Source organism: Sphingomonas yabuuchiae, from assembly GCF_001477495.1.
Taxonomy (GTDB): Bacteria; Pseudomonadota; Alphaproteobacteria; order Sphingomonadales; family Sphingomonadaceae; genus Sphingomonas; species Sphingomonas yabuuchiae_A.
Genome location: NZ_LDTF01000049.1, coordinates 19,258 through 40,276 on the forward strand (window position 1 = coordinate 19,258; position 21,019 = coordinate 40,276).

The 21,019-nt window shown below is 67.5% G+C and carries 25 protein-coding genes; 9 read left to right on the forward strand and 16 right to left on the reverse strand.

Annotated elements, in window-relative coordinates; all coding sequences use genetic code 11:
• Positions 1-9: 9 nt before the first annotated feature.
• Positions 10-936: an isoaspartyl peptidase/L-asparaginase family protein gene (locus NS355_RS10050; RefSeq protein WP_058745583.1), complete on the forward strand. Its 927-nt coding sequence runs from the start codon at positions 10-12 to the stop codon at positions 934-936.
• Between the two features lie 10 nt (positions 937-946).
• On the forward strand, positions 947-1,819 hold the full coding sequence (locus NS355_RS10055; RefSeq protein ID WP_058745584.1) for a S1/P1 nuclease: 873 nt from the start codon (positions 947-949) through the stop codon (positions 1,817-1,819).
• A 153-nt stretch (positions 1,820-1,972) separates the two neighbouring features.
• Here NS355_RS10055 and pal read toward each other — a convergent pair whose 3' ends face one another.
• Genes pal through NS355_RS10085 form a run of 6 tightly spaced genes read right to left on the reverse strand, consistent with a single transcriptional unit; the run spans position 1,973 to position 6,614 of the window.
• Positions 1,973-2,497 carry a peptidoglycan-associated lipoprotein Pal gene (pal, locus tag NS355_RS10060; RefSeq protein ID WP_058745585.1) on the reverse strand — a complete coding sequence of 175 codons (525 nt, stop codon included), beginning with the start codon at positions 2,495-2,497 and terminating at the stop codon, positions 1,973-1,975.
• Positions 2,498-2,557: 60 nt separating this feature from the next.
• The gene (tolB, locus tag NS355_RS10065) at positions 2,558-3,967 is read right to left on the reverse strand and encodes a Tol-Pal system beta propeller repeat protein TolB (protein ID WP_058745612.1); all 1,410 of its coding nucleotides are present in this window, start codon (positions 3,965-3,967) and stop codon (positions 2,558-2,560) included.
• Positions 3,968-3,978: 11 nt separating this feature from the next.
• On the reverse strand, positions 3,979-4,983 hold the full coding sequence (locus tag NS355_RS10070) for a hypothetical protein (protein ID WP_058745586.1): 1,005 nt from the start codon (positions 4,981-4,983) through the stop codon (positions 3,979-3,981).
• Complete coding sequence (gene tolR, locus NS355_RS10075; protein WP_058745587.1) at positions 4,983-5,441, reverse strand: protein TolR; 459 nt, start codon at positions 5,439-5,441, stop codon at positions 4,983-4,985. The genes NS355_RS10070 and tolR overlap by 1 nt, the downstream gene beginning before the upstream one ends.
• Positions 5,442-5,454: 13 nt before the next feature.
• Complete coding sequence (tolQ, locus tag NS355_RS10080) at positions 5,455-6,147, reverse strand: protein TolQ (RefSeq protein ID WP_058745588.1); 693 nt, start codon at positions 6,145-6,147, stop codon at positions 5,455-5,457.
• Complete coding sequence (locus tag NS355_RS10085; RefSeq protein WP_058745589.1) at positions 6,144-6,614, reverse strand: YbgC/FadM family acyl-CoA thioesterase; 471 nt, start codon at positions 6,612-6,614, stop codon at positions 6,144-6,146. The genes tolQ and NS355_RS10085 overlap by 4 nt, the downstream gene beginning before the upstream one ends.
• A gap of 96 nt (positions 6,615-6,710) precedes the next feature.
• Here NS355_RS10085 and NS355_RS10090 point away from each other — a divergent pair, with 96 nt between their 5' ends.
• From NS355_RS10090 to NS355_RS10095, 3 genes are read left to right on the forward strand one after another with little or no spacing between them, the layout of a single operon-like run.
• Positions 6,711-6,989 carry a hypothetical protein gene (locus NS355_RS10090; protein WP_058745590.1) on the forward strand — a complete coding sequence of 93 codons (279 nt, stop codon included), beginning with the start codon at positions 6,711-6,713 and terminating at the stop codon, positions 6,987-6,989.
• Positions 6,990-6,992: 3 nt separating this feature from the next.
• Positions 6,993-7,136, forward strand: coding sequence for a hypothetical protein (locus NS355_RS19000; RefSeq protein ID WP_167345440.1), 144 nt, complete (start codon positions 6,993-6,995; stop codon positions 7,134-7,136).
• The gene (locus NS355_RS10095) at positions 7,133-7,339 is read left to right on the forward strand and encodes a helix-turn-helix transcriptional regulator (protein ID WP_058745591.1); all 207 of its coding nucleotides are present in this window, start codon (positions 7,133-7,135) and stop codon (positions 7,337-7,339) included. Before NS355_RS19000 ends, NS355_RS10095 begins: the two co-directional genes overlap by 4 nt.
• 3 nt (positions 7,340-7,342) lie before the next feature.
• On the opposite strand, the gene NS355_RS10100 is transcribed toward NS355_RS10095, so the two are convergent.
• From NS355_RS10100 to NS355_RS10110, 3 genes are all read right to left on the reverse strand, one after another.
• Complete coding sequence (locus tag NS355_RS10100; protein ID WP_153008183.1) at positions 7,343-8,140, reverse strand: hypothetical protein; 798 nt, start codon at positions 8,138-8,140, stop codon at positions 7,343-7,345.
• A 144-nt stretch (positions 8,141-8,284) separates the two neighbouring features.
• On the reverse strand, positions 8,285-9,271 hold the full coding sequence (locus tag NS355_RS10105; RefSeq protein ID WP_058745613.1) for an NAD(P)H-dependent flavin oxidoreductase: 987 nt from the start codon (positions 9,269-9,271) through the stop codon (positions 8,285-8,287).
• A gap of 342 nt (positions 9,272-9,613) precedes the next feature.
• On the reverse strand, positions 9,614-10,864 hold the full coding sequence (locus NS355_RS10110) for an aspartate kinase (RefSeq protein WP_058745593.1): 1,251 nt from the start codon (positions 10,862-10,864) through the stop codon (positions 9,614-9,616).
• Positions 10,865-10,918: 54 nt separating this feature from the next.
• Between NS355_RS10110 and ubiG the strand changes: the two genes are divergently transcribed.
• The 3 genes from ubiG to NS355_RS10125 all read left to right on the forward strand — a co-directional run bounded on the left by ubiG (position 10,919) and on the right by NS355_RS10125 (position 13,972).
• Positions 10,919-11,656: a bifunctional 2-polyprenyl-6-hydroxyphenol methylase/3-demethylubiquinol 3-O-methyltransferase UbiG gene (ubiG, locus tag NS355_RS10115; protein ID WP_084787821.1), complete on the forward strand. Its 738-nt coding sequence runs from the start codon at positions 10,919-10,921 to the stop codon at positions 11,654-11,656.
• Positions 11,657-11,798: 142 nt separating this feature from the next.
• Entirely contained in the window at positions 11,799-13,238 is a 1,440-nt protein-coding gene (locus NS355_RS10120; protein ID WP_058745595.1) for a hypothetical protein, read from the forward strand.
• A complete protein-coding gene (locus NS355_RS10125; RefSeq protein WP_058745596.1) occupies positions 13,235-13,972 on the forward strand; it encodes a polysaccharide deacetylase family protein in 738 nt (245 codons plus the stop codon). Before NS355_RS10120 ends, NS355_RS10125 begins: the two co-directional genes overlap by 4 nt.
• A 1-nt stretch (position 13,973) precedes the next feature.
• Here NS355_RS10125 and NS355_RS10130 read toward each other — a convergent pair whose 3' ends face one another.
• From NS355_RS10130 to NS355_RS10145, 4 genes are all read right to left on the reverse strand, one after another.
• Complete coding sequence (locus NS355_RS10130; RefSeq protein WP_058745597.1) at positions 13,974-14,429, reverse strand: hypothetical protein; 456 nt, start codon at positions 14,427-14,429, stop codon at positions 13,974-13,976.
• Between the two features lie 68 nt (positions 14,430-14,497).
• A complete protein-coding gene (locus NS355_RS10135; RefSeq protein ID WP_058745598.1) occupies positions 14,498-15,682 on the reverse strand; it encodes a glycosyltransferase in 1,185 nt (394 codons plus the stop codon).
• A 10-nt stretch (positions 15,683-15,692) separates the two neighbouring features.
• Positions 15,693-16,217, reverse strand: a complete 525-nt coding sequence (locus NS355_RS10140) for a DUF2141 domain-containing protein (protein WP_058745599.1) — start codon at positions 16,215-16,217, stop codon at positions 15,693-15,695.
• Complete coding sequence (locus tag NS355_RS10145; protein ID WP_244489638.1) at positions 16,214-17,170, reverse strand: hypothetical protein; 957 nt, start codon at positions 17,168-17,170, stop codon at positions 16,214-16,216. The genes NS355_RS10140 and NS355_RS10145 overlap by 4 nt, the downstream gene beginning before the upstream one ends.
• A 213-nt stretch (positions 17,171-17,383) precedes the next feature.
• Between NS355_RS10145 and NS355_RS10150 the strand changes: the two genes are divergently transcribed.
• Complete coding sequence (locus NS355_RS10150) at positions 17,384-18,493, forward strand: glycosyltransferase (RefSeq protein ID WP_058745600.1); 1,110 nt, start codon at positions 17,384-17,386, stop codon at positions 18,491-18,493.
• 12 nt (positions 18,494-18,505) lie between these two features.
• On the opposite strand, the gene NS355_RS10155 is transcribed toward NS355_RS10150, so the two are convergent.
• The 3 genes from NS355_RS10155 to acpS are packed head-to-tail and all read right to left on the reverse strand — an operon-like array spanning position 18,506 to position 20,975.
• Positions 18,506-19,591: an AI-2E family transporter gene (locus NS355_RS10155; protein WP_058745601.1), complete on the reverse strand. Its 1,086-nt coding sequence runs from the start codon at positions 19,589-19,591 to the stop codon at positions 18,506-18,508.
• Complete coding sequence (gene lepB, locus NS355_RS10160) at positions 19,588-20,568, reverse strand: signal peptidase I (protein WP_058745602.1); 981 nt, start codon at positions 20,566-20,568, stop codon at positions 19,588-19,590. Before lepB ends, NS355_RS10155 begins: the two co-directional genes overlap by 4 nt.
• Entirely contained in the window at positions 20,565-20,975 is a 411-nt protein-coding gene (gene acpS, locus NS355_RS10165; RefSeq protein WP_058745603.1) for a holo-ACP synthase, read from the reverse strand. The genes lepB and acpS overlap by 4 nt, the downstream gene beginning before the upstream one ends.
• Between the last annotated feature and the right edge of the window lie 44 nt (positions 20,976-21,019).

The window sequence follows — 21,019 nt, forward strand, 5'->3', positions numbered from 1 at the left end:
GTTTCGCCCATGTCCCCATCCTGGTCGCTGGTCATTCATGGCGGCGCGGGCCGGATCACCCGTGATGTCCTGACGCCCGAGCAGGATGCGGGCGCACGTGCCGGGCTGGACGCCGCGCTCAAGGCCGGGTCGGCGGTGCTGGCGGGCGGCGGCAGCGCACTGGACGCGGTCGAGGCGGCGGTGCGCGTGCTGGAGGACGATCCCCACTTCAACGCCGGGCGCGGCGCGTGCTTCACGCGCGAGGGCACCAACGAACTCGACGCCGCGATCATGGACGGGCGCGACCGGCGCGCGGGCTCGGTGGCGGGCGTCACGCGCACCCGCAACCCGGTGTCGCTCGCCCGCAAGGTCATGGAGGCGAGCCCGCATGTCCTGCTCGCCGGATCGGGCGCGGATCGCTTCTCGGTGGAGCAGGGACTGGAGCAGGTCGACCCCAGCTGGTTCCACACCGACGAGCGGCGGCGCCAGCTGGACGAACTCCTCTCGCGGGGTGCCGACGCCTTCGACAGCGACATGAAATACGGCACGGTCGGTGCGGTGGCCTGCGACACACAGGATCATGTCGCTGCCGCCACCTCGACCGGGGGCGTGACCGGCAAGCGCTGGGGGCGGATCGGCGACTCGCCTTTGGTCGGTGCGGGCACCTATGCGGACGACCGGGCCTGCGCGGTGTCGTGCACCGGATCGGGGGAGGTCTTCATCCGGGTCGGCGTGGGGCATGAGATCGCCGCGCGCCGCCGCTTCACCGGCGAGGATATTCAGGCCGCCGCCGACACCGTGCTGGCCGAGGTCAAGGACCTGGGCGGCACCGGCGGCACCATCGTCGCCGCACCCAACGGTGCCGTCGCGTGGAGCCTGACGACGGCGGGCATGTACCGCGGCCGCGCGACATCGGCGGGCGAACATCGGGTGGCGATCTACGCCGACGAGGGATAAAAGGCCGCCTATGAAGCACTTGCGTATCTTGTTCGGGATGCTGGCGGGCCTGTTCGCCAGCCTGTCCCTCGCCTCCCCCGCCGCCGCCTATTGGGAATATGGCCACGAGACCGTCGCGGCCATCGCCTGGGCCAATATCACCCCGCATGCCCGCGCCGAGATCCGCCGGATCCTGCGCGCCCAGGCCCAGCTCGACACGCCGACCTGTCCGGTCCGGACGATCGAGGAAGCCAGTGTCTGGCCCGATTGCGTCAAGCCGCTGAAGGACGAAAACGGCAAGTCGCGCTTCGGCTATGCCTATGTCTGGCATTATCAGAATATCGACATCTGCCAGCCCTTCCGCCTGCCCCCGGCCTGCGACACGGGCGACTGCGTGTCGGCCCAAATTCCGCGCCAGCTCGCCATACTGAAGAACAGGCACGTGTCGCAGAAGGAGCGGGTGATGGCGCTGGCCTTCCTGGTCCATTTCGTCGGCGACCTGCACCAGCCGCTTCACGCGGGGGACAAGAGCGACAAGGGCGGCAACGACACCCGTGTCGATTACGGCACCTATGCGACGCCCCGCCTGAACCTCCATTCGATCTGGGACGGTCTGCTCGCCGAGCGGGCGATCTCGACCCCGCCCAAGCTGGTCCGCGCCTATCCGGCGGCCGAGCGGCGGCGCGAGTCGGCGGGCGACGTGACGGCGTGGAGCCGCGAGAACTGGGCTATCGCCAGGCGCGCCTATGCCGCCGCGATGGGCGGCGATCCCTGCCGGCCGACGCCGGCGCATATGACGATGGATGAAGCCGCGATCCGCGAAATGGCCCCGGTTGAACGCGAGCAGGTGAAGCGTGGCGGGCTGCGGCTGGCCAGGCTGCTGAACAGCGCGTTCCGGGGGTAATCCCACCACCCGTTCGCACTGAGCGAAGTCGAAGTGCACGCCCGGCGCTTTGATCCAAGCGCTTCCCATGGCCTTCGACTTCGCTCAGGCTGAACGGAGGATGGGGTAAATAGAAGGGCCCGGCTCTCTTTCCGAGAGCCGGGCGTCGTTACATCAGCTCAGCACGACCGTCACGGCACGGCGGTTCTCGGCATAGCTGGCTTCGTCCGAACCCAGCGCGACCGGGCGCTCCTTGCCATAGCTGATGACGTTCATCCGCTCCGGCGAAACACCGCGCGCCGCCAGATAGTTCTTGGCCGCGTTCGCACGACGGTCACCCAGGGCGAGATTATATTCGCGGGTGCCGCGCTCGTCGCAATGCCCCTCGATGGTGATGCGGACATTGGGATAGCGCGCCAGCCACTGCGCCTGGCTGTCCAGGATCGCGCGCGACTGGGGATCGATGTCATATTGGTCGAGCCCGAAATGGATCGTGTTCGACGTCACCGAGCGCTTGAAGTCGGCGTCCGAGCCGGGAACGATCGCGCCGTCCGGGTTGGTCGTCGCACCCGCATTGGGATCGACGCCATTGCCCTGGCTGACCGGCGCGGGCGGCAGCACTTCGGGGCGCTTCTTGGCGCAGCCCGCCATGGCGATCGCCATGGTGGCGACGACGAGCGTGGTCTTGATCTTGGTCATCGGACTCTCAACTCCCTACAGACTGGTGGAACCCCCGAAACTCTCAACTGGCGCAACTCTTTACTGGCGCAGCGGCCCCCAGGCGGGGTCCGACCCGTCGAGCGGCGTCGGAATGCGACGCTCGTTCACGCCGGTCAGGTCGACCATCCACACATCCGCCTTGCCCGACGACCCCTGCGTCGAGCGCTGGAAGGTGATGACGCGGCCATTGGGCGACCAGCTCGGTCCTTCGTCCTGCCAGCTGTTGGTCAGCAGCTTTTCGCCGCCGCCCGACGGATTCATGATACCGATCCGGAACGCCCCGCCCAGCTTGGTGAAGGCGATCAGGTCGCCGCGCGGGCTCCATACCGGGGTGGCATAGCGCCCGCCGCCGAAGCTGATCCGCTGCTGGTTCGAGCCGTCGGCGTTCATGACGTAGATCTGCTGCCCGCCCGAGCGATCGCTCTCGAATACGATCTTCGATCCATCGGGCGAATAGCTGCCGCCGGTATCGATCCCCGGCGCGTTCGTCAGGCGCTGGGGTGCCCCGCCTTGCGACGAGACGCGATAGATATCGGTATTGCCGCCCTGCGCCATCGAGAACAGGATCCAGCGGCCATCGGGCGAGAATCGCGGCGCGAAGGTCGTCGCGGCGTTCTGCACCACCAGACGCTGGCGCCCGGTGCCGATGTCATAGACATAGATGGCGGGCCGCTTGTCGATATAGGACATATAGACGATCGACTGCTGGTTCGGCGCGAAGCGCGGGGTCAGCACGATCGACTGGCCGTTGGTCAGGAAGCGGTGGTTCGCGCCGTCCTGGTCCATGATCGCCAGCCGCTTGATGCGACGCGCCTTGGGCCCCGTTTCCGAGACATAGGTGATGCGGCTGTCGAAATAGGGACCTTCGCCGGTCAGCTTGGTGTAGATGGTGTCGGCGCACTTATGCGCCGCGCGCCGCCAGTCCCCCGGCGTCACGACGAAGCCTTGCCGCGCCAGCTCGCTCTTGGCCAGCACGTCATAGAGATAGCAGCCGACCGTCAGCGTGCCGTCGCCATTGGCGCGGACATAGCCCTGGACCAGCGCCTGCGCGCCGGTGCCGTTCCAATAGTCGAAGGCGGGCGCGGTCACTTCGGGAAAGGACACGGTACGCAGCTGCGCAGGGGGAATCGGCGTGAACAGCCCCGAATTGCGCAGGTCGTTGACGATGATCTCGGACAGCTTCTGCCCCACGACATCGGTCGTGCCCGCCGGGGTCTGCACCACCGCACTGGTCGGCATCGCCGGGACTGCGATCGGCATCGGCGCGGAGATACCGCCCTCGACATCGACGACCAGGCCTTCCTGACCGTTGGCGGGCTGGGCGGCGGACTGCTGCCCGGCGGCGGGAGCGGCCTGATCCTGGGTTGCGGGCGCGGGCACATCCTGTGCCCCCACGGCGCTGGCGGCCAGCGCCAGGGTGAGCGGAAGAGTCAGCAGGGAACGGGGCATAAGCATCATCCTCAACCCGGAAGTTTGTAGCGCAGCGTGATGTTCCGCCAGCCATTGGGAATGTCGTACAGTTCCTGCGGAAGCCCCCGTAGCGGCGAGCAGCCCTTGAACGTCGCGATCGCCAGCGCGTCGACGCGGTCGACATAGCGGTCATTCTCGCCGTCAACGCCGGTATGGCCGACGACGCGCGGTTCGGAGGCCAGGCTGCCGTCGCGGTTGATGTGCAGGTTGATCGCAACGCGAATCTTCTCCGCGCCCGGTCCCGGCGTCACCTGCCGATTGGCACAGGGCTGGACCTGCCGCTGGATCGCCGAGGCGATATTGGCCAGCTGCTGCGCACCCATCTTCGCCGCCGGGGCCGCTTCCGACTTGGACGGCGACGGGTCGGGCGACAGGCCCTTCAGGAAATTGTCCCCCAGGCGCGATCCGCGCGGCTTGGCCGTGGTCGCCGTCTGGCTCTGGCCGCTGCCCCGCGCCTGGGTGGCGGGCTTGGCCGTGGAGGGCCTGGCCGCCGGGCTGGGCTTGGCCGGAGCGGCGGGTGCGGGCTTGGCCTCGCGCACCGGCTTGGCCGGGGCCGGTTTGGCGGGCGCGGGTTTTGGTTTCGGCTGGGGCTTGGGCTGGGGCCGGGGCTTTTCGACCGGCTTGGGCTGCGGCTTGGGTTCCGGGCGCGGCTCGGGCTTGGCCGGTTCGGGTTTCGGCTGTGGCCTGGGTTGCGGTTTCGGCTGGGGCGCCGGGGGCGGCGGCGCGGGCTGGGGTTCCGGCTCCGCCTCGACCGGCTCGGGCGGCGCAGCGTCCTCGGGCGCCCCTTCCTCGGGTGCGATTGACTGGGCGGCCTGCTGGTTGGGGGTCGGCGACGCGGCTTCCAGCGCGACATCCTTCACCAGCGAGATGTCGATCGGCGTGACCTTCAGCTTTTCCGGGTTCGGCGTCGACAGAAAGCCGACCGACAACAGGCCGAACAGGACGATATGCCCTGCGACCGCAATCGCCAGTCCGGTCCGTTCCCCACGCTCCATCAGCGGGCGCCCGCTCCCTGTGTCGGTCCGCCCTCAACGGTGACCAGCGACACGCGGTTCAGCCCGGCGCGGTTCAGCTCGCCCATCACCCGCATCACCCGGCCATAATCCAGCGCCCGGTCGGCGCGCAGATAGACCTGCGGCACCTGTCCGTCGGGGCCCTTGCGCGCGGCGATCGCATCAAGCCTGGCGGGCAAGTCGCCTTCGGTGATCTCGTCATCGTTCAGGAACATGCGGCCCTGTTCGTCGATCGCGATCTGCTCAGGCTTCTGTTCCTGGTCCAGCGCCTTGGCGCGGCTGTCGGGCAGATTCACCGGCACGCCCGACGTCAGCAGCGGCGCGGTCACCATGAAGATGATCAGCAGCACCAGCATCACGTCGACCAAGGGCGTGACGTTGATGTCCGCCATCGGCGCGCGGCGGCCCCGGCCGGAGCGGGAGGGAAGGTTCATGGCCATCGCCGTTACCCCTTCAACGCGCCTGGTCGAGCTGGCGGCTGAGCGTGGTGTGGAAGCCGTCGGCGAAGCGGTTCAGCGACGCCTCCACCCGGTTCACGCCGTGGCTGAAGCGGTTGTACGCGATCACTGCCGGGATGGCGGCGAACAGGCCGATGGCGGTGGCGAACAGCGCCTCCGAGATACCCGGCGCTACCACCGCCAGCGAGGTGTTCTGCGCCTGCGCGATGCCGGTGAAGCTGCGCATGATGCCCCAGACGGTGCCGAACAACCCGACGAACGGCGCGACCGACCCGACCGTGGCCAGCACGTTCAGCCGGTCGGACAGCTTGTCGATCTCCCCCGCCACGGCCGATCCCATCGCAGTGGCGAGGCGCTCGCGCGTGCCGTCGCGGTCGATATGCCCGCCCGCGGTCGAGCGCCGCCATTCCTGCACGCCCGCCGAGAAGACCCGTGCGGAGGGCAGTTCATTGTCCTGCTCCATCCGGTGAAAGGCGTCGATATCCTCGGCCTTCCAGAAATCACGCTCGAACCGGGTCATGCCCTTCTTCGTGCGCGCCAGCTTGCGCGAAAAGGCGACGATGATCGTCCAGGTCCAGATGCTGGCGAGCAGCAGGCCGATCATCACGAACTTCACCACCCAGTCGGCGTGGATGAACAGCGCGACGGGCGACAAACTGGCGGCATCCATGTTGAAGACGGGATTCATGGGTGTTGGGTGTCCCCTTGCCAGACAAGGCGTTGGTAGATGGCGATCCAGTCGGCGGGCTGCCGACGCGGGCGACCGTTCGGGCCGACCCACGCGACGGTCACGTGTGCGTCGGTCAGCTTGACCGCCCCGCACCTGACTGTCTGATGAATGACGACGCGAACCGCACTGACCTCGATCAGTCTGGACGTAACGACCAGGTCGTCGTCGAGCCGAGCGGAGGCGGCATAGCGGATGGCGATGTCGGTGACGGCATAGGCACCCTGCCCCGCCTCGTGCGCGGCGCGCTGGTCGATCCCGGCGACCCGCAGCATGTCGGAGCGCGCGCGCTCCATGTAGCGGAGGTAGTTGGCGTGATAGACGACGCCCGACAGGTCGGTATCCTCGAAATAGACGCGCACCGCGAAGCGATGCTCATGCCCCTCGAAGCGGCCGCCCTTCGGCTGGTCTTCTCCTGTCACCGTCATGGTGACTGCCCGTTAACCCATCCGTCCGGGGGAAGGAAGGCACTTGCACGCCTGTTACCTACAGGTTACATGATACCTATAGGTTACAGGAGAGTCATGATGGGTCTCGTCGAGAATGCCGAACGCAAGAGCCGGGCACGGGCGATCATAGGCTATCTGCTGGCGGTGACTCTTCTAGCATCCGCCGTCTTGGCAATTCGGGGACATAGCGACGGAGCCGGGCGGCTGGTACCCTGGTTCGTCATGATCGGGCTGACGGCGCTTAACCTCACTGCTTTGCCGTTCCGCTGGAGCCGATGCGGACCGTTAGCCCGGTTGATGAACGACGAAACGACGCGCGACCATCGGCGGTCGAGTCTGGCGGCAGGCTTCTAGACCATGCTCGTGGCCGCTACCGCGACCATCGTCGTCGCCGCGCTTCTGCCCCTCGACGCCATCTCGGCGGGACGGGTTGTCGTCACCGCCGGACTCATGGCCGCGCTGGTCGCCTTTTCGACGCTGGAGCTTCGCGCCGGTCGATGAACGAGACGCTGGGCAACGACCTGAAGGCTGCACGCGAGGCGGCGGGGCTGACCCAAGGCGCGCTCGCCGAGGCGATCGGGGTCAGCCGCAAGACGATCAATACGGTGGAGAACGGCGTCTTCCAGCCCTCGACCCTGCTCGCACTCAAGCTGGCGCGAGCCTTGGGACGCCCGGTCGAATCGCTGTTCTGGATCGTCGACTGAGACTTACTGGATCGCGGCGGGATCGACCTTCAGCGACGGCGGGTTGATGACCGGCGGGGTATAGGGCTTGGCGGCGGGCACCGGCTGGCTCGACAGGACCGGACCGCTCGGCGCGCTGGCGGGGGCGACGGCGGGGGCTGCGCTGCTGGCGATGGACAGCGGGGCGACGCCCTGCTGCACCGGCACCATCGTGCCCGCGCGCCAGGCGTCATAGGCACGGAAGAAGGCGATAAAGGGCGCGTTGAGCTTGTCCAGCCGCTCGGCCGCCTTCATGTCGAACGCGGTGGTCGGGGCGGTGCTGATATCGGCCAGCACTTCGTCGGCGGCGGCGCAGAAGGTTTTGCGGACGGGCGTGATCGAGAAGAAATTGTACAGCCGGGTCATCGCATCGTCATAGCTGTCGCGCCAGTCGCCGCCTTGCGCCTGATATTCCGCCGAATAGCGCTTTTCCGCGGCCGCCAGCTCGATCCGCTGGACGGTCAGCATAGTGTTGTAGCGGGTGACGATCTGCCCCTCATCCGGCCCGCGACAGGCCAGCGCGGCGACGTTCAGGCCCGAGCGCAGGTGCCAGACGGTGGCGGCGCTGGTCAGCGAGCGATTGGGCGTGGCGTAATTGCCGTCAGGCAGCAAAGCCGGGATTCGCATGCCCGGCGTGGCACCGGCGGGCATCGGCGCGCGGACATATTGCGGCGGGGCCGGGACCATGACCGGCGGCGGCGCGACCTTGGCGGTTTCGCGCGCGGCGCATCCCGCCAGCGACAGGCCGATCGCCAAACCCGATACGATACGCAAACTCGCCATGACCCTGATCCTCGGAAAACCCCGCCCCCCCCCGGTTATCGGCGACGTCATGCCGAAACAAGGTTAACACGTCGTAACCTGTGCGATGAAACGAGGCGTATGTCAGGGGGTTGGAGGTCCTCCCCGGCACGGGGAGGAATGAATTTACGCCGCGCGCGCGACCAGGGCGGCGGCGGCTTCGGTCATCAGCTGGGCCAGGATGTCGGCGATCGGCTCTTCCTTCGTGACCATGCCGACCGACTGGCCCGCCATCACCGAGCCATGCTCGACATCGCCGTCGATCACCGCGCGGCGCAGCGCGCCCGCCCAATAATGTTCGATCTGGAGTTGCGCCTCCATCATCGCGACCTTGCCCTCGTCCAGCGCCTGCGCGACTTCGCGCTGCTTGGCGGTGAACAGCTCGCCGCCCGCATTCTTCAGCGCGCGGACGGGAATGACCGGCAAGCGCGGGTCGATCTGCACGCTCGCCACCGCATCGCGGGCCGAGGCGCGGATGAACGCCTTCTTGAAATTGGGGTGCGCGATCGATTCGGTCGCGCAGACGAAACGCGTGCCGAGCTGGACCCCAGCCGCGCCCATGTCGAGATAGGCGGCGATCGCTTCGCCCCGGCCGATGCCACCCGCTACGAAGACCGGCACCTGATCCGCGATCTCAGGCAGCATCTCCTGCGCGAGTACGCTGGTCGACACCGGGCCGATATGGCCGCCCGCCTCCATACCCTCGATCACCAGCGCATCGACGCCCGAGCGGATCAGCTTCTTGGCCAGCGACAAGGCGGGCGCGAAGCAGATGACCTTGGCCCCCGTCTCCTTGATCGCCTCCAGCGCGCCCTTGGGCGGCAGGCCGCCGGCGAGCACGACATGGCCGACCTGGTGACGGCCGCACACCGCGATCAGGTCGAACAGCTGCGGGTGCATGGTGATCAGGTTCACGCCGAACGGCCGACTGGTCATCGCCTTGGTCGCGGCGATCTCGGTATCGAGCAGTTCGGGGGTCATCGCGCCGCAGGCGATCACGCCAAAGCCACCCGCGTTCGACATGGCGGAGACGAGGTTGCGCTCCGACACCCAGGACATGGCCCCCGCCATGATCGCCATCTCGGCGCCCAGAAATTCCGCGCCGCGCGCCATGCGGGTGGCGAGACGCTGTTCGCCGGTGGTGGTGAGGGTGTCGGTCATCTTCGCTCCATGCCGTGGAGCGCGGCGGACGGCAAGATTTGGTTCACGCGAAGCCGCGATGACGCGAAGAGTTTGTTCGCGCGGAGACGCGGAGGCGCGGAGATGACCTGCGCGCGGCAGCGCCATCACTTGATCGCCGATGGTTGAAAAAGGAGCGGCGACGCGGCTGGATTCAACACCTCCGCGTCTCCGCGCCTCCGCGCGAACCAATCTTTTTGAAGACGCGTCGCGTCTTCGCGGCTTCGCGTGGACGAAAGCCCCCTCCCCAAGCTAAGCCCAGAGAGGGGGAAGCCTTTAGGCCGCTTCGGCGTCCAGGCCGTAAGCGGTGTGCAGCACGCGCACCGCCAGTTCGGTATAGTCCTCTTCGATCAGCACGCTGACCTTGATCTCCGAGGTGGTGATCGCGAGGATGTTGATCCCGCGCGCGCCCAGCGTCTGGAACATGGTCGAGGCCACGCCCGCATGGCTGCGCATGCCGACGCCCACGACCGAAATCTTGGCGACCCGCGTGTCGTGGACCAGGCTGGCATAGCCGATGTCGCCGCTCGCCTTTTCCAGCACGTCCAGGCTGCGCGCCAGGTCGGCCGAGGGGACGGTGAAGGTCACGTCCGTCGAGCCGGTCGAATGCGCGATATTCTGGACGATCATGTCCACATTGATGCCCGCATCGGCGAGTGGCGCGAAGATCGCGCCGACCGCGCCGGGGCGATCCGGCACGGCGGTCAGGGTGATCTTAGCTTCGTTCTTGTCATGCGCGATGCCGGTGATGAGCTGGCGTTCCATATCGTCGATTTCCTCTTCGCCCACGATCAACGTGCCGCGATGTCCGTCTTCGTCCCGTGCGTCGTCGAACGAGCTGAGCACCCGCACGCGCACCTGTTCCTTCATCGCCAGACCCACCGAGCGGGTCTGGAGCACCTTGGCGCCGACGCTGGCGAGTTCCAGCATCTCCTCATAGGTGACCTTCGACAGCTTGCGCGCCCGCGGCACGATGCGCGGATCAGTGGTGTAGACGCCGTCGACATCGGTATAGATGTCGCACCGCTCCGCCTTCATCGCCGCCGCGACCGCGACCGCGCTGGTGTCCGATCCGCCGCGCCCCAGCGTCGTGACCCGGTTGCCCTCGGCCACGCCCTGGAAGCCGGGGATCACCGCGACCACGCCGCTGGCGAGGCTTTCGTCCAGCGCGGTCGTGTCGATCTCGCCGATCCGCGCTTTGGCGAACGCCGTGTCGGTATGGATCGGCAGCTGCCAGCCCAGCCACGACCGGGCGGGGACGCCCAGCGCCTGGAGCGTGATCGCCAGCAGCCCGCTGGTGATCTGTTCGCCCGCCGAGACGACGACGTCATATTCCTGGGGATCGTAAAGCGACGAGGCCTCGCGGCAGAAACCGACCAGCCGGTCGGTCTCCCCCGCCATTGCAGAGACGACGACCGCGACCTCATGGCCCGCCTCCACCTCGCGTTTGACCCGCGCCGCCACGTTGCGGATGCGCTCGATTCCGGCCATCGAGGTGCCGCCGAACTTCATCACGATACGGGCCATGCGGTTTTTGCCAATCTCCTTGGGGTAAAACGGCGGTCCTGATAGGTAGCCCCCATGACGAACGCAAGCCATTTGAACGATTCTACCATTATTGGGGCCGAAGCCGCACATTTCGGAAAGATGGCGGCCGATTGGTGGGACCCCAAGGGGTCGAGCGCGATGCTGCACCGACTCAACCCGCCGCGGCTGCGTTACATCCGCGAACAGATCGACCTGCACTGGGATGCGGACGGACAGGGCTTCACGCCGCTGACGGGCAAGCGGGCGCTCGACGTCGGCTGCGGCGCGGGGCTGCTGTGCGAGCCACTCGCCCGTCTCGGCGCGGAGGTGACGGGGCTGGATGCCGCACCGGAGAATGTCGCGGTCGCCGCCGCCCATGCCGCGCAATCGGGGCTGGAAATCCATTATCGCGCAGGCAGCGTCGAGGGGCTGGCGGGCGAGACCTTCGACCTCGTGACCTCGTTGGAGGTGATCGAGCATGTCGCCGATCCGGCGCGATTCGTCCGTGGGCTGGCCGATGCGCTGGCGCCCGGCGGGCTGATGATCCTGTCGACGCCCAACCGCACGCCGCTGTCGAAGCTGGCGCTGATCACGCTGGCGGAAGGGACAGGCAAGATTCCCAAGGGCACGCATGACTGGTCGAAGTTCCTGACGCCCGACGAACTGTCCGGCCTGCTGACCGAGGCGGGGCTGACGGTGCGTGACGTGCGGGGGCTGAGCTATTCGCCGACAAAGGGATTCATGGTCAGCGACTCGACCGCGCTCGACTATTTCGTGACGGCGACGCGTTGATGCTTTTCCTCCCCTGCAAGGGGAGGTGGCAGGCCGAAGGCCTGACGGAGGGGTATCCCCCCTATCGAGAGCGGGACACCCCTCCGACGCGCTGTGCGCGCCACCTCCCCTTCCAGGGGAGGAATGTTCTGGACCCTTCCTAATGTCGATCTCGCCAAAGCCTTCAGCGAACCATTCTGGCGCCCACCGCCTCCTGATCCTCCTCGCCGTCGCGATCCTCGCCCGCGCGCTGACCTTCGGGAATCCGGTGGTCCATGTGGATGAGGAGTTCTACTTCTTCACCGGCCATTCGATGTGGCACGGCGCATGGCCGTTCGTCGATGTGTGGGATCGCAAGCCGGTCGGGCTGTTCCTGCTCTACGCCCTACCCGCCGCCTTCGGCTTTCCGGCGGGCATCTGGGCCTATCAAGCCATGGCACTGGCCAGCGTCGTTGCGACCGGCTGGCTGATCGCGCGCATGGCGGAGCGGCTCGGCTGGGGCGCGGGCGCCACGGCGGCGGGGGTCGCCTATATCCTTTGGCTCGACCTGCTGGGCGGTCAGGGCGGTCAGGCGCCGGTCTTCTACAATCTGCTGATGATGGGCGCCGCCTGGACGATTCTCGAATCGAATCGGCGCGGCTCCCGGACGCTGGGGCTTGCCGCGATGGCGCTGGTCGGCCTTGTCCTCCAGATCAAATATTCGGCGGTGTTCGAGGGGATGGTCTTCGGCCTGTGGCTACTCACCAGCGAATGGCGACGGAGCCGGTCGCCGGTCGCGCTGGTCCTGTACGGCACGGCGCTTGTCGCGGTATCGCTGGCTCCTACCGCACTGGCGGCGGGCGTCTATGCCGCGATCGGGCAGTGGGATGCGTTTCTCTACGCCAATTTCCTGTCGATCTTTCACCGCAACCCCGATCCGCTGGCAGAACTGGCGGGCAATCTGGGCCAGATGGTGTTGATCCTGTCGCCCGTGGTCACACTAGCGGTCCTCGGACTGAAGCGAGCGGAGCGCGACCGGGAGCGGACCTTGCTCGCCGTCTGGCTGGGCGCCGCGATCATCGGGGTGCTAATATTCCGGCCGTGGTTCGACCATTATGGCCTGCCGATCCTGCTCCCCGCCTGCACCGCCGCGGCCGCCATGCTGGGGCGAGAGGACTGGCGGCGGCGCCAGACCCCTGCCCTGCTGCTGACCGTGGCACTGGCCGGGCAGATCGTGCTGCTGTCTTTGCGCCACGAGCGCGGCGACGCGACCGAGTTCGCGGCCCTGTCCCAGGCGGTCGGCAAGGGGCCGGGCTGCCTCTATGTCTATTCGGGCAGCACCATGCTCTATGTCGCGACCCAGCGCTGCGCCCTGTCGCGCTGGATCGTGCCCGCGCATCTCAGCCGCGCCCGCGAGGCCGGGGCCACCGGCGTCGATCAGGATAGCGAGATCACCCGCATCCTGTCGCAACACCCCGCCGTCGTCGTGATGCGCCCGCCCTATAATGGCGAGCGGCCCGCAGCCCATGCCCGCGTGCTCGCGGCGATGGCGGATGGCTATCGGCTGGCGGCGAAACTGCCGATGGGCAATGAGACGATCAGCGTCTATAAATCCGCGCGATGAAACGCCTTCTCGCCTCGATCCATGACGTGTCCCCCCGTTTCGAGGGGGCGGTCGATGCGCTGTTCGACCGGCTGTCGGGGCATCTGGGCGGCCCGCGCCTGGCCATGCTGGTCATCCCCGACCATTGGAACAGCGCGCCGATCGCGCCCGGCACACCCTTCGCCACGCGCCTGCGCGACTGGGCCGACATGGGGATCGAGATGTTCGTCCATGGCTGGTCGCACAAGGACGACATGGTCCATACCGACTCGAAGACCGCGATGAAGGCCAAGCATATGACTGCGGGGGAAGGCGAATTCGTCGGCTTGCCCCGCGCCGAAGCCCTGCGCCGGATGCAGCGCGGCACCGCGCTGATCGAGGATATCATAGGCCGCCGCGCGACCGGCTTCATCGCGCCCGCCTGGCTCTATTCGGACGAGGCACGTCTGGCCTTGGGCGATGCGGGTTTCGGGCTGGCCGAGGATCATTTCCGCGTCTGGACGCCCATGGACGGCAAGGTCATCGCGCGTGGCCCCGTCGTCACCTGGGCGAGTCGTTCGCGCGGACGCCAGCTGAGCTCGCTCGCCGCCGCCGCCGTGCTGCGCCACGGCCTGCGCCCCACCCCGGTCGCCCGAGTCGCGGTGCATCCAGGCGACAATGGCGTGCCCGCTTTGCTCGACAGCATCGACAAGACCTATGCGCGACTGGCGAAGACCCATACGCCGTCCCGCTACGCGGATTTGCTCGCCGCCTGAATCAGCGCGTAGCGAGGGTATGGAGGTAGCGGTGCCGCGCCTCCGACCCGCGTGGGTAGCGTTTCAGCGTCTTCACCTCGCTGCGCGAGAGCCGGAAGCGGGAATAGCCCTTGTCCGCCAGGCAAGGCTCGACATCGCCGAGCTGGATCGCATGAAGTCGGCGCTTTTGTCGGTCGGGCTGAGTCCGCAGGATCGAATTGATCCAATCGCTGGCATTGCCGCCGCTGTTCAGGTTGTTGTCGGCCGCCGTGAAGCCCGTGATGAACCGCTTTGCGGGTTCGTCCTGTGATACGTCACGGAAATAGCCGATCTTGGCGCATTCGACCGAATCGGCGCGATACTGGTCGAAAGCGATGCCAGGCTTGCCCCAGCTTTCGATCGGGGGACGGTCGGCCGCCTGTGCGGCGCCCGAGGATGCCAGCATGATGCCGATCACGACTGCGAAGCCACGACTCATCGACCGTATCCCATGACATTTTTGTCATGATGACAGACTCTCGGGGGCTACGAAAGCTCTGTTCCGGCTCAGGCGACGGCCTGCAGCTGCTCGCCCTCGTCGAGCAACTGCTGATAGCGCGCGATCAATGCCTCGGCATGATCGCGGTCGCTGAACACCTTGCCCGCCGCCACGCGCGCGGCGTTGCGCAGCACGCGCTGGTCGCGCGCCAGCAACCGCTCGATCGCCTCGGCACAGGCGGCACCGTCGCGCGCGCGGAAGGTTTCGGCGAAGAGCGGGCTCGCCACTTCGGCGCACCCGCCATAATCGGGCACCACCAGCGGCAAGCCGGAGGCCAGCGCTTCGGACGCCACGAGCCCGAACGTCTCGGTTTCGCAGCCATGGACCAGCGCGTCGCAGCTGGCCATGATCCGGGCGAGGCGCGGGCGGTCATAGACCGGGCGGAACAGGCGGATATGGGGGCTGCCCGCGATCCGCTTCTCCAGCGTCCGGCTGGCGACGCCGCCGCCGATCAGGATCAGGCCGACCGGCCGGGTCGAGGCCACGCGCTCGACCGCATCGATGACCATCGGCCAGCGCTTTTCGGGGTGATGCCGCCCCAGCCCCAGCAGCAGATGCGCGTCCTCCGGCAACGCACACTGGGCCAGCAGCGCGGCGCGCAGCCGTTCGTCGCGGTGGTCGGGCGAGAAGAAATGCCGCTCGATGCCCAACGGAATCCCCTCGTCCACCCGCACGCCGCGCTTGCCCAGGCGCTTCACCAGCGCCGGGCCGTTGGACAGCACCAGGTCGTAATGGTCGAGGAAACGGTTCATGTAGCGGCTGTACCAGCTGAACCAGTCCTCCACCCGCTCCTGCGCGACCAGCCCATCCAGCCAGCGGACCGGATAGGTGCCGACATTGTCGTTGTGCATGAAGAAGACCTTCTTCGCGCGCCCCTGCCAGCTGGCGACGAACCAGGCGGGCTTGGCAGGCGAGGAGACCTCGACGATATCGGGGTCAAGCTCGTCGAGCAGCTGGCAGACGGGCGCGGAGTCCCAGAACATGCCGTAATTGGTGTCCAGGATCAGGCGCGGCGCCTTCACATAGATGATCTTGCCGCCGCCGGGACGCTCCTCGACCCGGTCCTCGGTGCCCGGCGCGAGCACGATCAGCTCATGACCCATCTCGGCCAGGATCGACATCTTGCGGTCGATATAGGTCCGCACGCCCCCGCCGGTGGGGGAGTAGAATTCGTTGACGTCGACGATGCGCATCGCCTGTTCCTTACTCCACCGGACCGAAACCGCCCAGCCCACGCAGATATTGGGCACGGATGGTCGTCGTCGCCACCCCGTTGGGCACGTCGATCAGCGCGGAGGCGAGCGGCGGCTTGCGGCGGCCGAGCTTGGTATTGGCCGGGAAGCCTGCGCCATCGCTCCAGAAATTGAACTTGTTCTTGCCGTCGCGGTCATGGGTGAACAGCAGGGCATAGCGGCCGGGGCGCGGCACGCGGATGCACAAGGCGATCGGGCCGCCGCTCGCCGGGGTCGGCACCTGAACGCGGCGGAAGGTCTTGCCCGCGCGCTCCAGCACCCCGTCGTCCGCCAGGAAATCCTCCTCGTTCGCCGGATAGAGTTCGAGCTTCAGATTGCCCTTGCGATCCTTCAACCCCTCGATCCGCGCCAGGATCGCCGGGCCGCCGCCGGTGCAGGCCGCCGCATCGCTGCCCAACACCTGCGCGCCCGCCGCCTGCGGCACCACCGCCAGGCCGATCGTCGCCGCCACCATCATCTTCATCACGCGAATCATGCGCGTACCTTCCGAACCAGTGCCGCCACACCGAACCCCGCGATCAACACGACATGGACCAGCAGGGTCAGCGCCGCGGTGAACGCGATCAGTTCACTCAGTTCCTGATCCTGCCCGATCAACAGGATCGCGAAATTGGCGAAAAGAAGGTCCTTGTTGGGCACCAGCGGCAGGCGCGAGACGAGCAGGCGCGCCGCCGACAGGAACAGCCACATGCCCAGCGACACGCTCGGCATGCCGTAATGCCATGCCAGCGCGACCAGCAGCGAATTGGCGATCAGGCGGACGCAATGGACCATGAAGACCCACCACAGGGTCTTGCGATCCAGCGAGAAGACGCGCCGCGAAAAGATCAGGAAGGGCAGCGAGGTCGCCATGACGATCGCGATCGATCCCCAGACCAGCCGCAGCTGTTCCGTCGTCAGCAGCTCGCGCCCGACCGGCAGGGCCAGGCCGATCATGAGGAGGGTGATCGCATTGCCCGCAATGGCGGACAGGATGCCGACATCCTTGACCGCGCCGAAGGGGGCGGCGACCATCTTCGCGTTCGCGCGCGCCCAGGCGTAGAAATAGGCCTCGCCCGAATAGCTGAACGCCACCTCGTTCGCGATCCGCTTGCGGATCAGCGCGGCCATGCCGCTGAACGGGATGCCCCACAGCCGCCGGAAGATGATATAGTCGCCGATCGGCAGCGCCATGTAGAGGCCGACAAAGACGATGTAGAACAAAGGATTGGTCGGCACCGAATGGCTTAGGCCGACCAGACCGCGGCCGAGCAGTTCGTGTCCCAGCCCGACGATCATGGCGAGCGTCAGCACGCCGCCGATAATGGCGGGCCAACGGTTCTTGACCGTCTTCAACGGTTCCAGCGCGGCCATGTCGCGCGCCACCGGGCCGCTGTCACCGCCAGCACCGGGTGCCGAGCCGACAGGCAGGGCCTGTTGCGGGGTCATGGGATCATCTCGTTCATTCTGCACGTTATGGAGATTCCTCGGCGGCGTTCGCCGGTGGCGCCCGCTAACCTCAACACTGCTGTCTCGCACCTGAATAAGAATTCATCCTCTGTCGCGCGATTGTGTCCACCTTAGGGCTGAAACTGACATAATTCAGCGACAAGCGGCGATTAGCGCTCCCATTATCGACCCGCCCCTTCTCCCCCGGAGCCTATGCCCGCCGATCATATCCTGACCTATGCCCTGGCCATGCGTGGCGGCGTCGAGGCGGCGCTGGGGCGGATGCTGCCGGGCTGGCTGAACCGGGGACGGCGCGTCACGCTGATCCTGGGCGACGAGGACGGCCAGTTCCAGGGCGGCGTTCCGCTGGGCGTCGAGACGGTGACGCTGGGGCATCAACGCTATGGCGGGCTGTGCCGTGCATTGCCTTCGGCGATCGAGCGGGTGCGGCCCGATATCGTCTTCTGTCCGGGCAATCACTATACCGCCATGGCCGCCTGGACACGCACGCGGCTGGCCGAAGCCTGCCCGCCGATCGTCGCCAAGATGTCCAATGCGGTCGATCGCGGCGACCAGCAGCCGCTGATCGCCTGGGGACAGCGGCAATGGCTGGCGGGGCACCGGCTGTTCCTGGACGCGCTGGTCGCGATGACCCCGGCGACCGCGCGCGCGGCGCAAGCCGCCACCGGGCTGTCGGTCGCGGTGATTCCCAATCCGCCGACACCGCTCGATGCGGCCGCCGCGCCCCGTGCCGCGATGCCGGGTCGCCGCATCCTGGGCGTCGGGCGGCTGGAGCCGCAGAAGCGCTGGGACCGGCTGATCACCGCGATGACCCATCTGCCCAAGGATATCGGCCTGACCATCCTGGGCGAGGGCAGCCTGCGCGCCGCCCTGACCGCCCAGATCGAGATACTGGGCCTGTCGCACCGGGTCTCGCTGCCCGGCCACAGCGCCCATGCCCCCGCCGCGATGGCGGCGGCGCAGGTCGTCGCCCTGCCCTCCGACTATGAGGGCGTGCCCGGCGTGCTGCGCGAGGCGCTGGCCGTCGGCACGCCCGTGGTCAGCACCGACTCGAGCCCGGCGGTGCATGAGATCGTGTCCGATCGCGCGATGGGCACCATCGTCCCGCGCGAGGATCTGGGCGCCCTGGTCGCGGCGCTGCGCCACTGGCTCGATCCCGTGGCACCGCGTCCCGAACCCGTGCCGCAACCCGGGCAGGATTCGGCCGAGCGCTATCTGGCGCTGTTCGACTCGATCGTCGCCGCCCGTGCCCGCCGCAGGCTGGGCGAAACGGGGCCGCTGGAACCTGTGCTAGCCGGGTAGAGCGGCCGGAGCTTACTGAATATCGGCCTCGGCGCGGCCTATGTCCTTGTCCTGTTCCGCCTCGCGCTCCGAGCGACGCTGAAGCGCGGACTTGGCCATGGCGGTCATCGGATCGGCCAGCGCCAGCCCCAGGATACCGAACAACGCACTGGCCATGATCTGGGTCGACAGGGTCAGCGCGGGCGGCAGATCGACGGTGCGCTTGGCGACCATCGGCACCACGACATAGCCGTCGAAGGTCTGCACGATCAGATAGGTGCCGATCGCCCAGAAACCCGCATCGCTACCGGCCGAAAAGCCGACCGCGATCATCAGCGTGCCGGTGATGATCGCCCCGATATTGGGGATGAAGGCCAGAATGCCCGCGATAATGCCCAGCAGCAGCGCCATCGGCACGCCGCCGATCATCAGCGCGATGCCGGTCAGCACCCCCTCCACCGCCATGCCCAGCAGACGCCCGGCGAGCAGGCGGCGCAGCGTGAACATGACGCGGCCCTGCGTGATCGCGAATTCGGCGCGGGCGGCCCGCGGCACGAACCATTGCAGGCCGCGCGCATAGCCTTCGGGGTCCATCGCCAGGAACAGGCCGATGATCAGGATCATGAACATCGTCGTGACGGCGCCCACGGCGGTGCCGACCCAGGAGGTCAGCTTGCCGATCGACCCCACCGACTGCTTCAACAGGCCATTGATGTCCGACGTGCCGGGCATCAGCCCCTGCGACGACAGCCAGCCGGTAACCTTGCCCGCCTGCGTCTCCAGCGTGGAGCGCAGCTGGGTCACCTGCTGCGTCATCTCGACACCGGTCAGGTAGAAGGTGCCGAGCAGGAACACGACCACCGCCAGCACGACGATCAGCAACCGCCACCCGCGCCCGATCGGCAACACCCGGCCGAGCAGCCGGACCCCGCCGTCGAGCAGCGTGGCAAAGACCAGCCCGGCAAAGATCACCAGCAGCGGCTGGACCAGCAGGACCGTCACCGCCATCGCGGCGATCAGCCCCAGCCAGATCGCCGCGCGTGTCAGCTCCCGCCGGACAAAGCCTTCCCGGAACTCGATCGGTGCCGGACGGTCGGTCAGCGGGGCCTGGTCGCTCATGGCGTGGCGCCGTCGCCGGCCTTGACGGCGGTCGGGTGCAGCGACAGGCCCGCCCGGCCCGACCGCAGCGAGGTCCACCAGGTGACGGGGTTGAGCGTCGTGTCGCCGTCCAGGCTGAAGGTCACGAACTCGGCCCGGCCGCCGATATTCTCATAGGGCACCGCCCCACCCAGCCCCAGCTCGGTCAGCGAGAAGCGGCTGTCGGCCGAACGGTCGCGATTGTCGCCCATCAGGAAGACGTGATCGGCCGGGATGGTGATCGCCGGGTAATTGTCCCCCGGGCTCCAGCCCATTTCGACCGTGTCGTAACGGCGGCCATTGGGCAGCGTCTCGGTCACGATCGGCAGGTGACAGACCCACTGGCCGTTCGCGGTGCGGACGCGCGCCTGATCGCCATAGTCGGTGCACGGGCTGTTCGTGTCGATGGGGATGTCGATATAATGGAGCGGCCCGCGCTGCACCGGCTTGCCGTTCAGGATCACCGTGCCGTCGCGCACCGCCAGCGTATCGCCGGGCAGGCCGATCACCCGCTTGATATAGTCGTTATGCGTGCCCGGCGGAGTCACGATCACGACATCGCCGCGCTTGGGGACCGAGCCGAAGACGCGGCCATGGATAAAGGGCAGCTGATAGCTCCAGCTCGCCTCGGGCTGGCGCAGCACCACCGACTTGAAGATCGCGACCGGGTTGGGGATGGTCGGCGAGATATAGGACCAGCCATAGGCGAACTTGCTGACGACCAGCCGGTCGCCGACGCGCAGGCCCGGCAGCATCGATTCGGACGGGATGTAGAAGGGCTTGGCGATAAAGCTGTGGAAGCCCAGCACGATCAGCAGCAGCCAGAACAGCCCCTTGACCTCGGCCCACCAGTCGGTGCCCTTCTTCCTGGCGGGCGGCGTCTGCGCAGGCGGCGGCGGCGCGCTCACCGTGGGATCAGCGGGCGAGCCCTGGTTCGTGTCCAACACCGCGTCCTTCATGCGGAAACTTCCGGTCGTGCCTCGATCACGACAAAGGCCTGGGCCCAGGGGTGATCGTCGGTCATGGTCAAGTGGATATGGGCGACGTGGCCCTCCGGCGTCATCGCGTCAAGCCGTTCGCGCGCGCCGCCGGTCAAATGCAGGGTCGGCGCACCGCCGGGGAGGTTGACGACGCCGATGTCGCGCATGAACACGCCCCGCGAGAAACCCGAGCCGACCGCCTTGGAAAAGGCCTCTTTGGCGGCGAAGCGCTTGGCGTAGGTGCCCGCGCGGGTGAAGGGGCGTTTGGCGGCCTTGGCCTGCTCGATATCGGTGAAGCAGCGCGCCTCGAACCGCCCGCCATGCCGGTCGAGCGCGGCCTGGATACGCTCGATATTGCACAGGTCGGAGCCCAGACCGATAATCACAAAATCCTCCCCGGTACGGGGAGGGGGACCGTCGCGCAGCGATG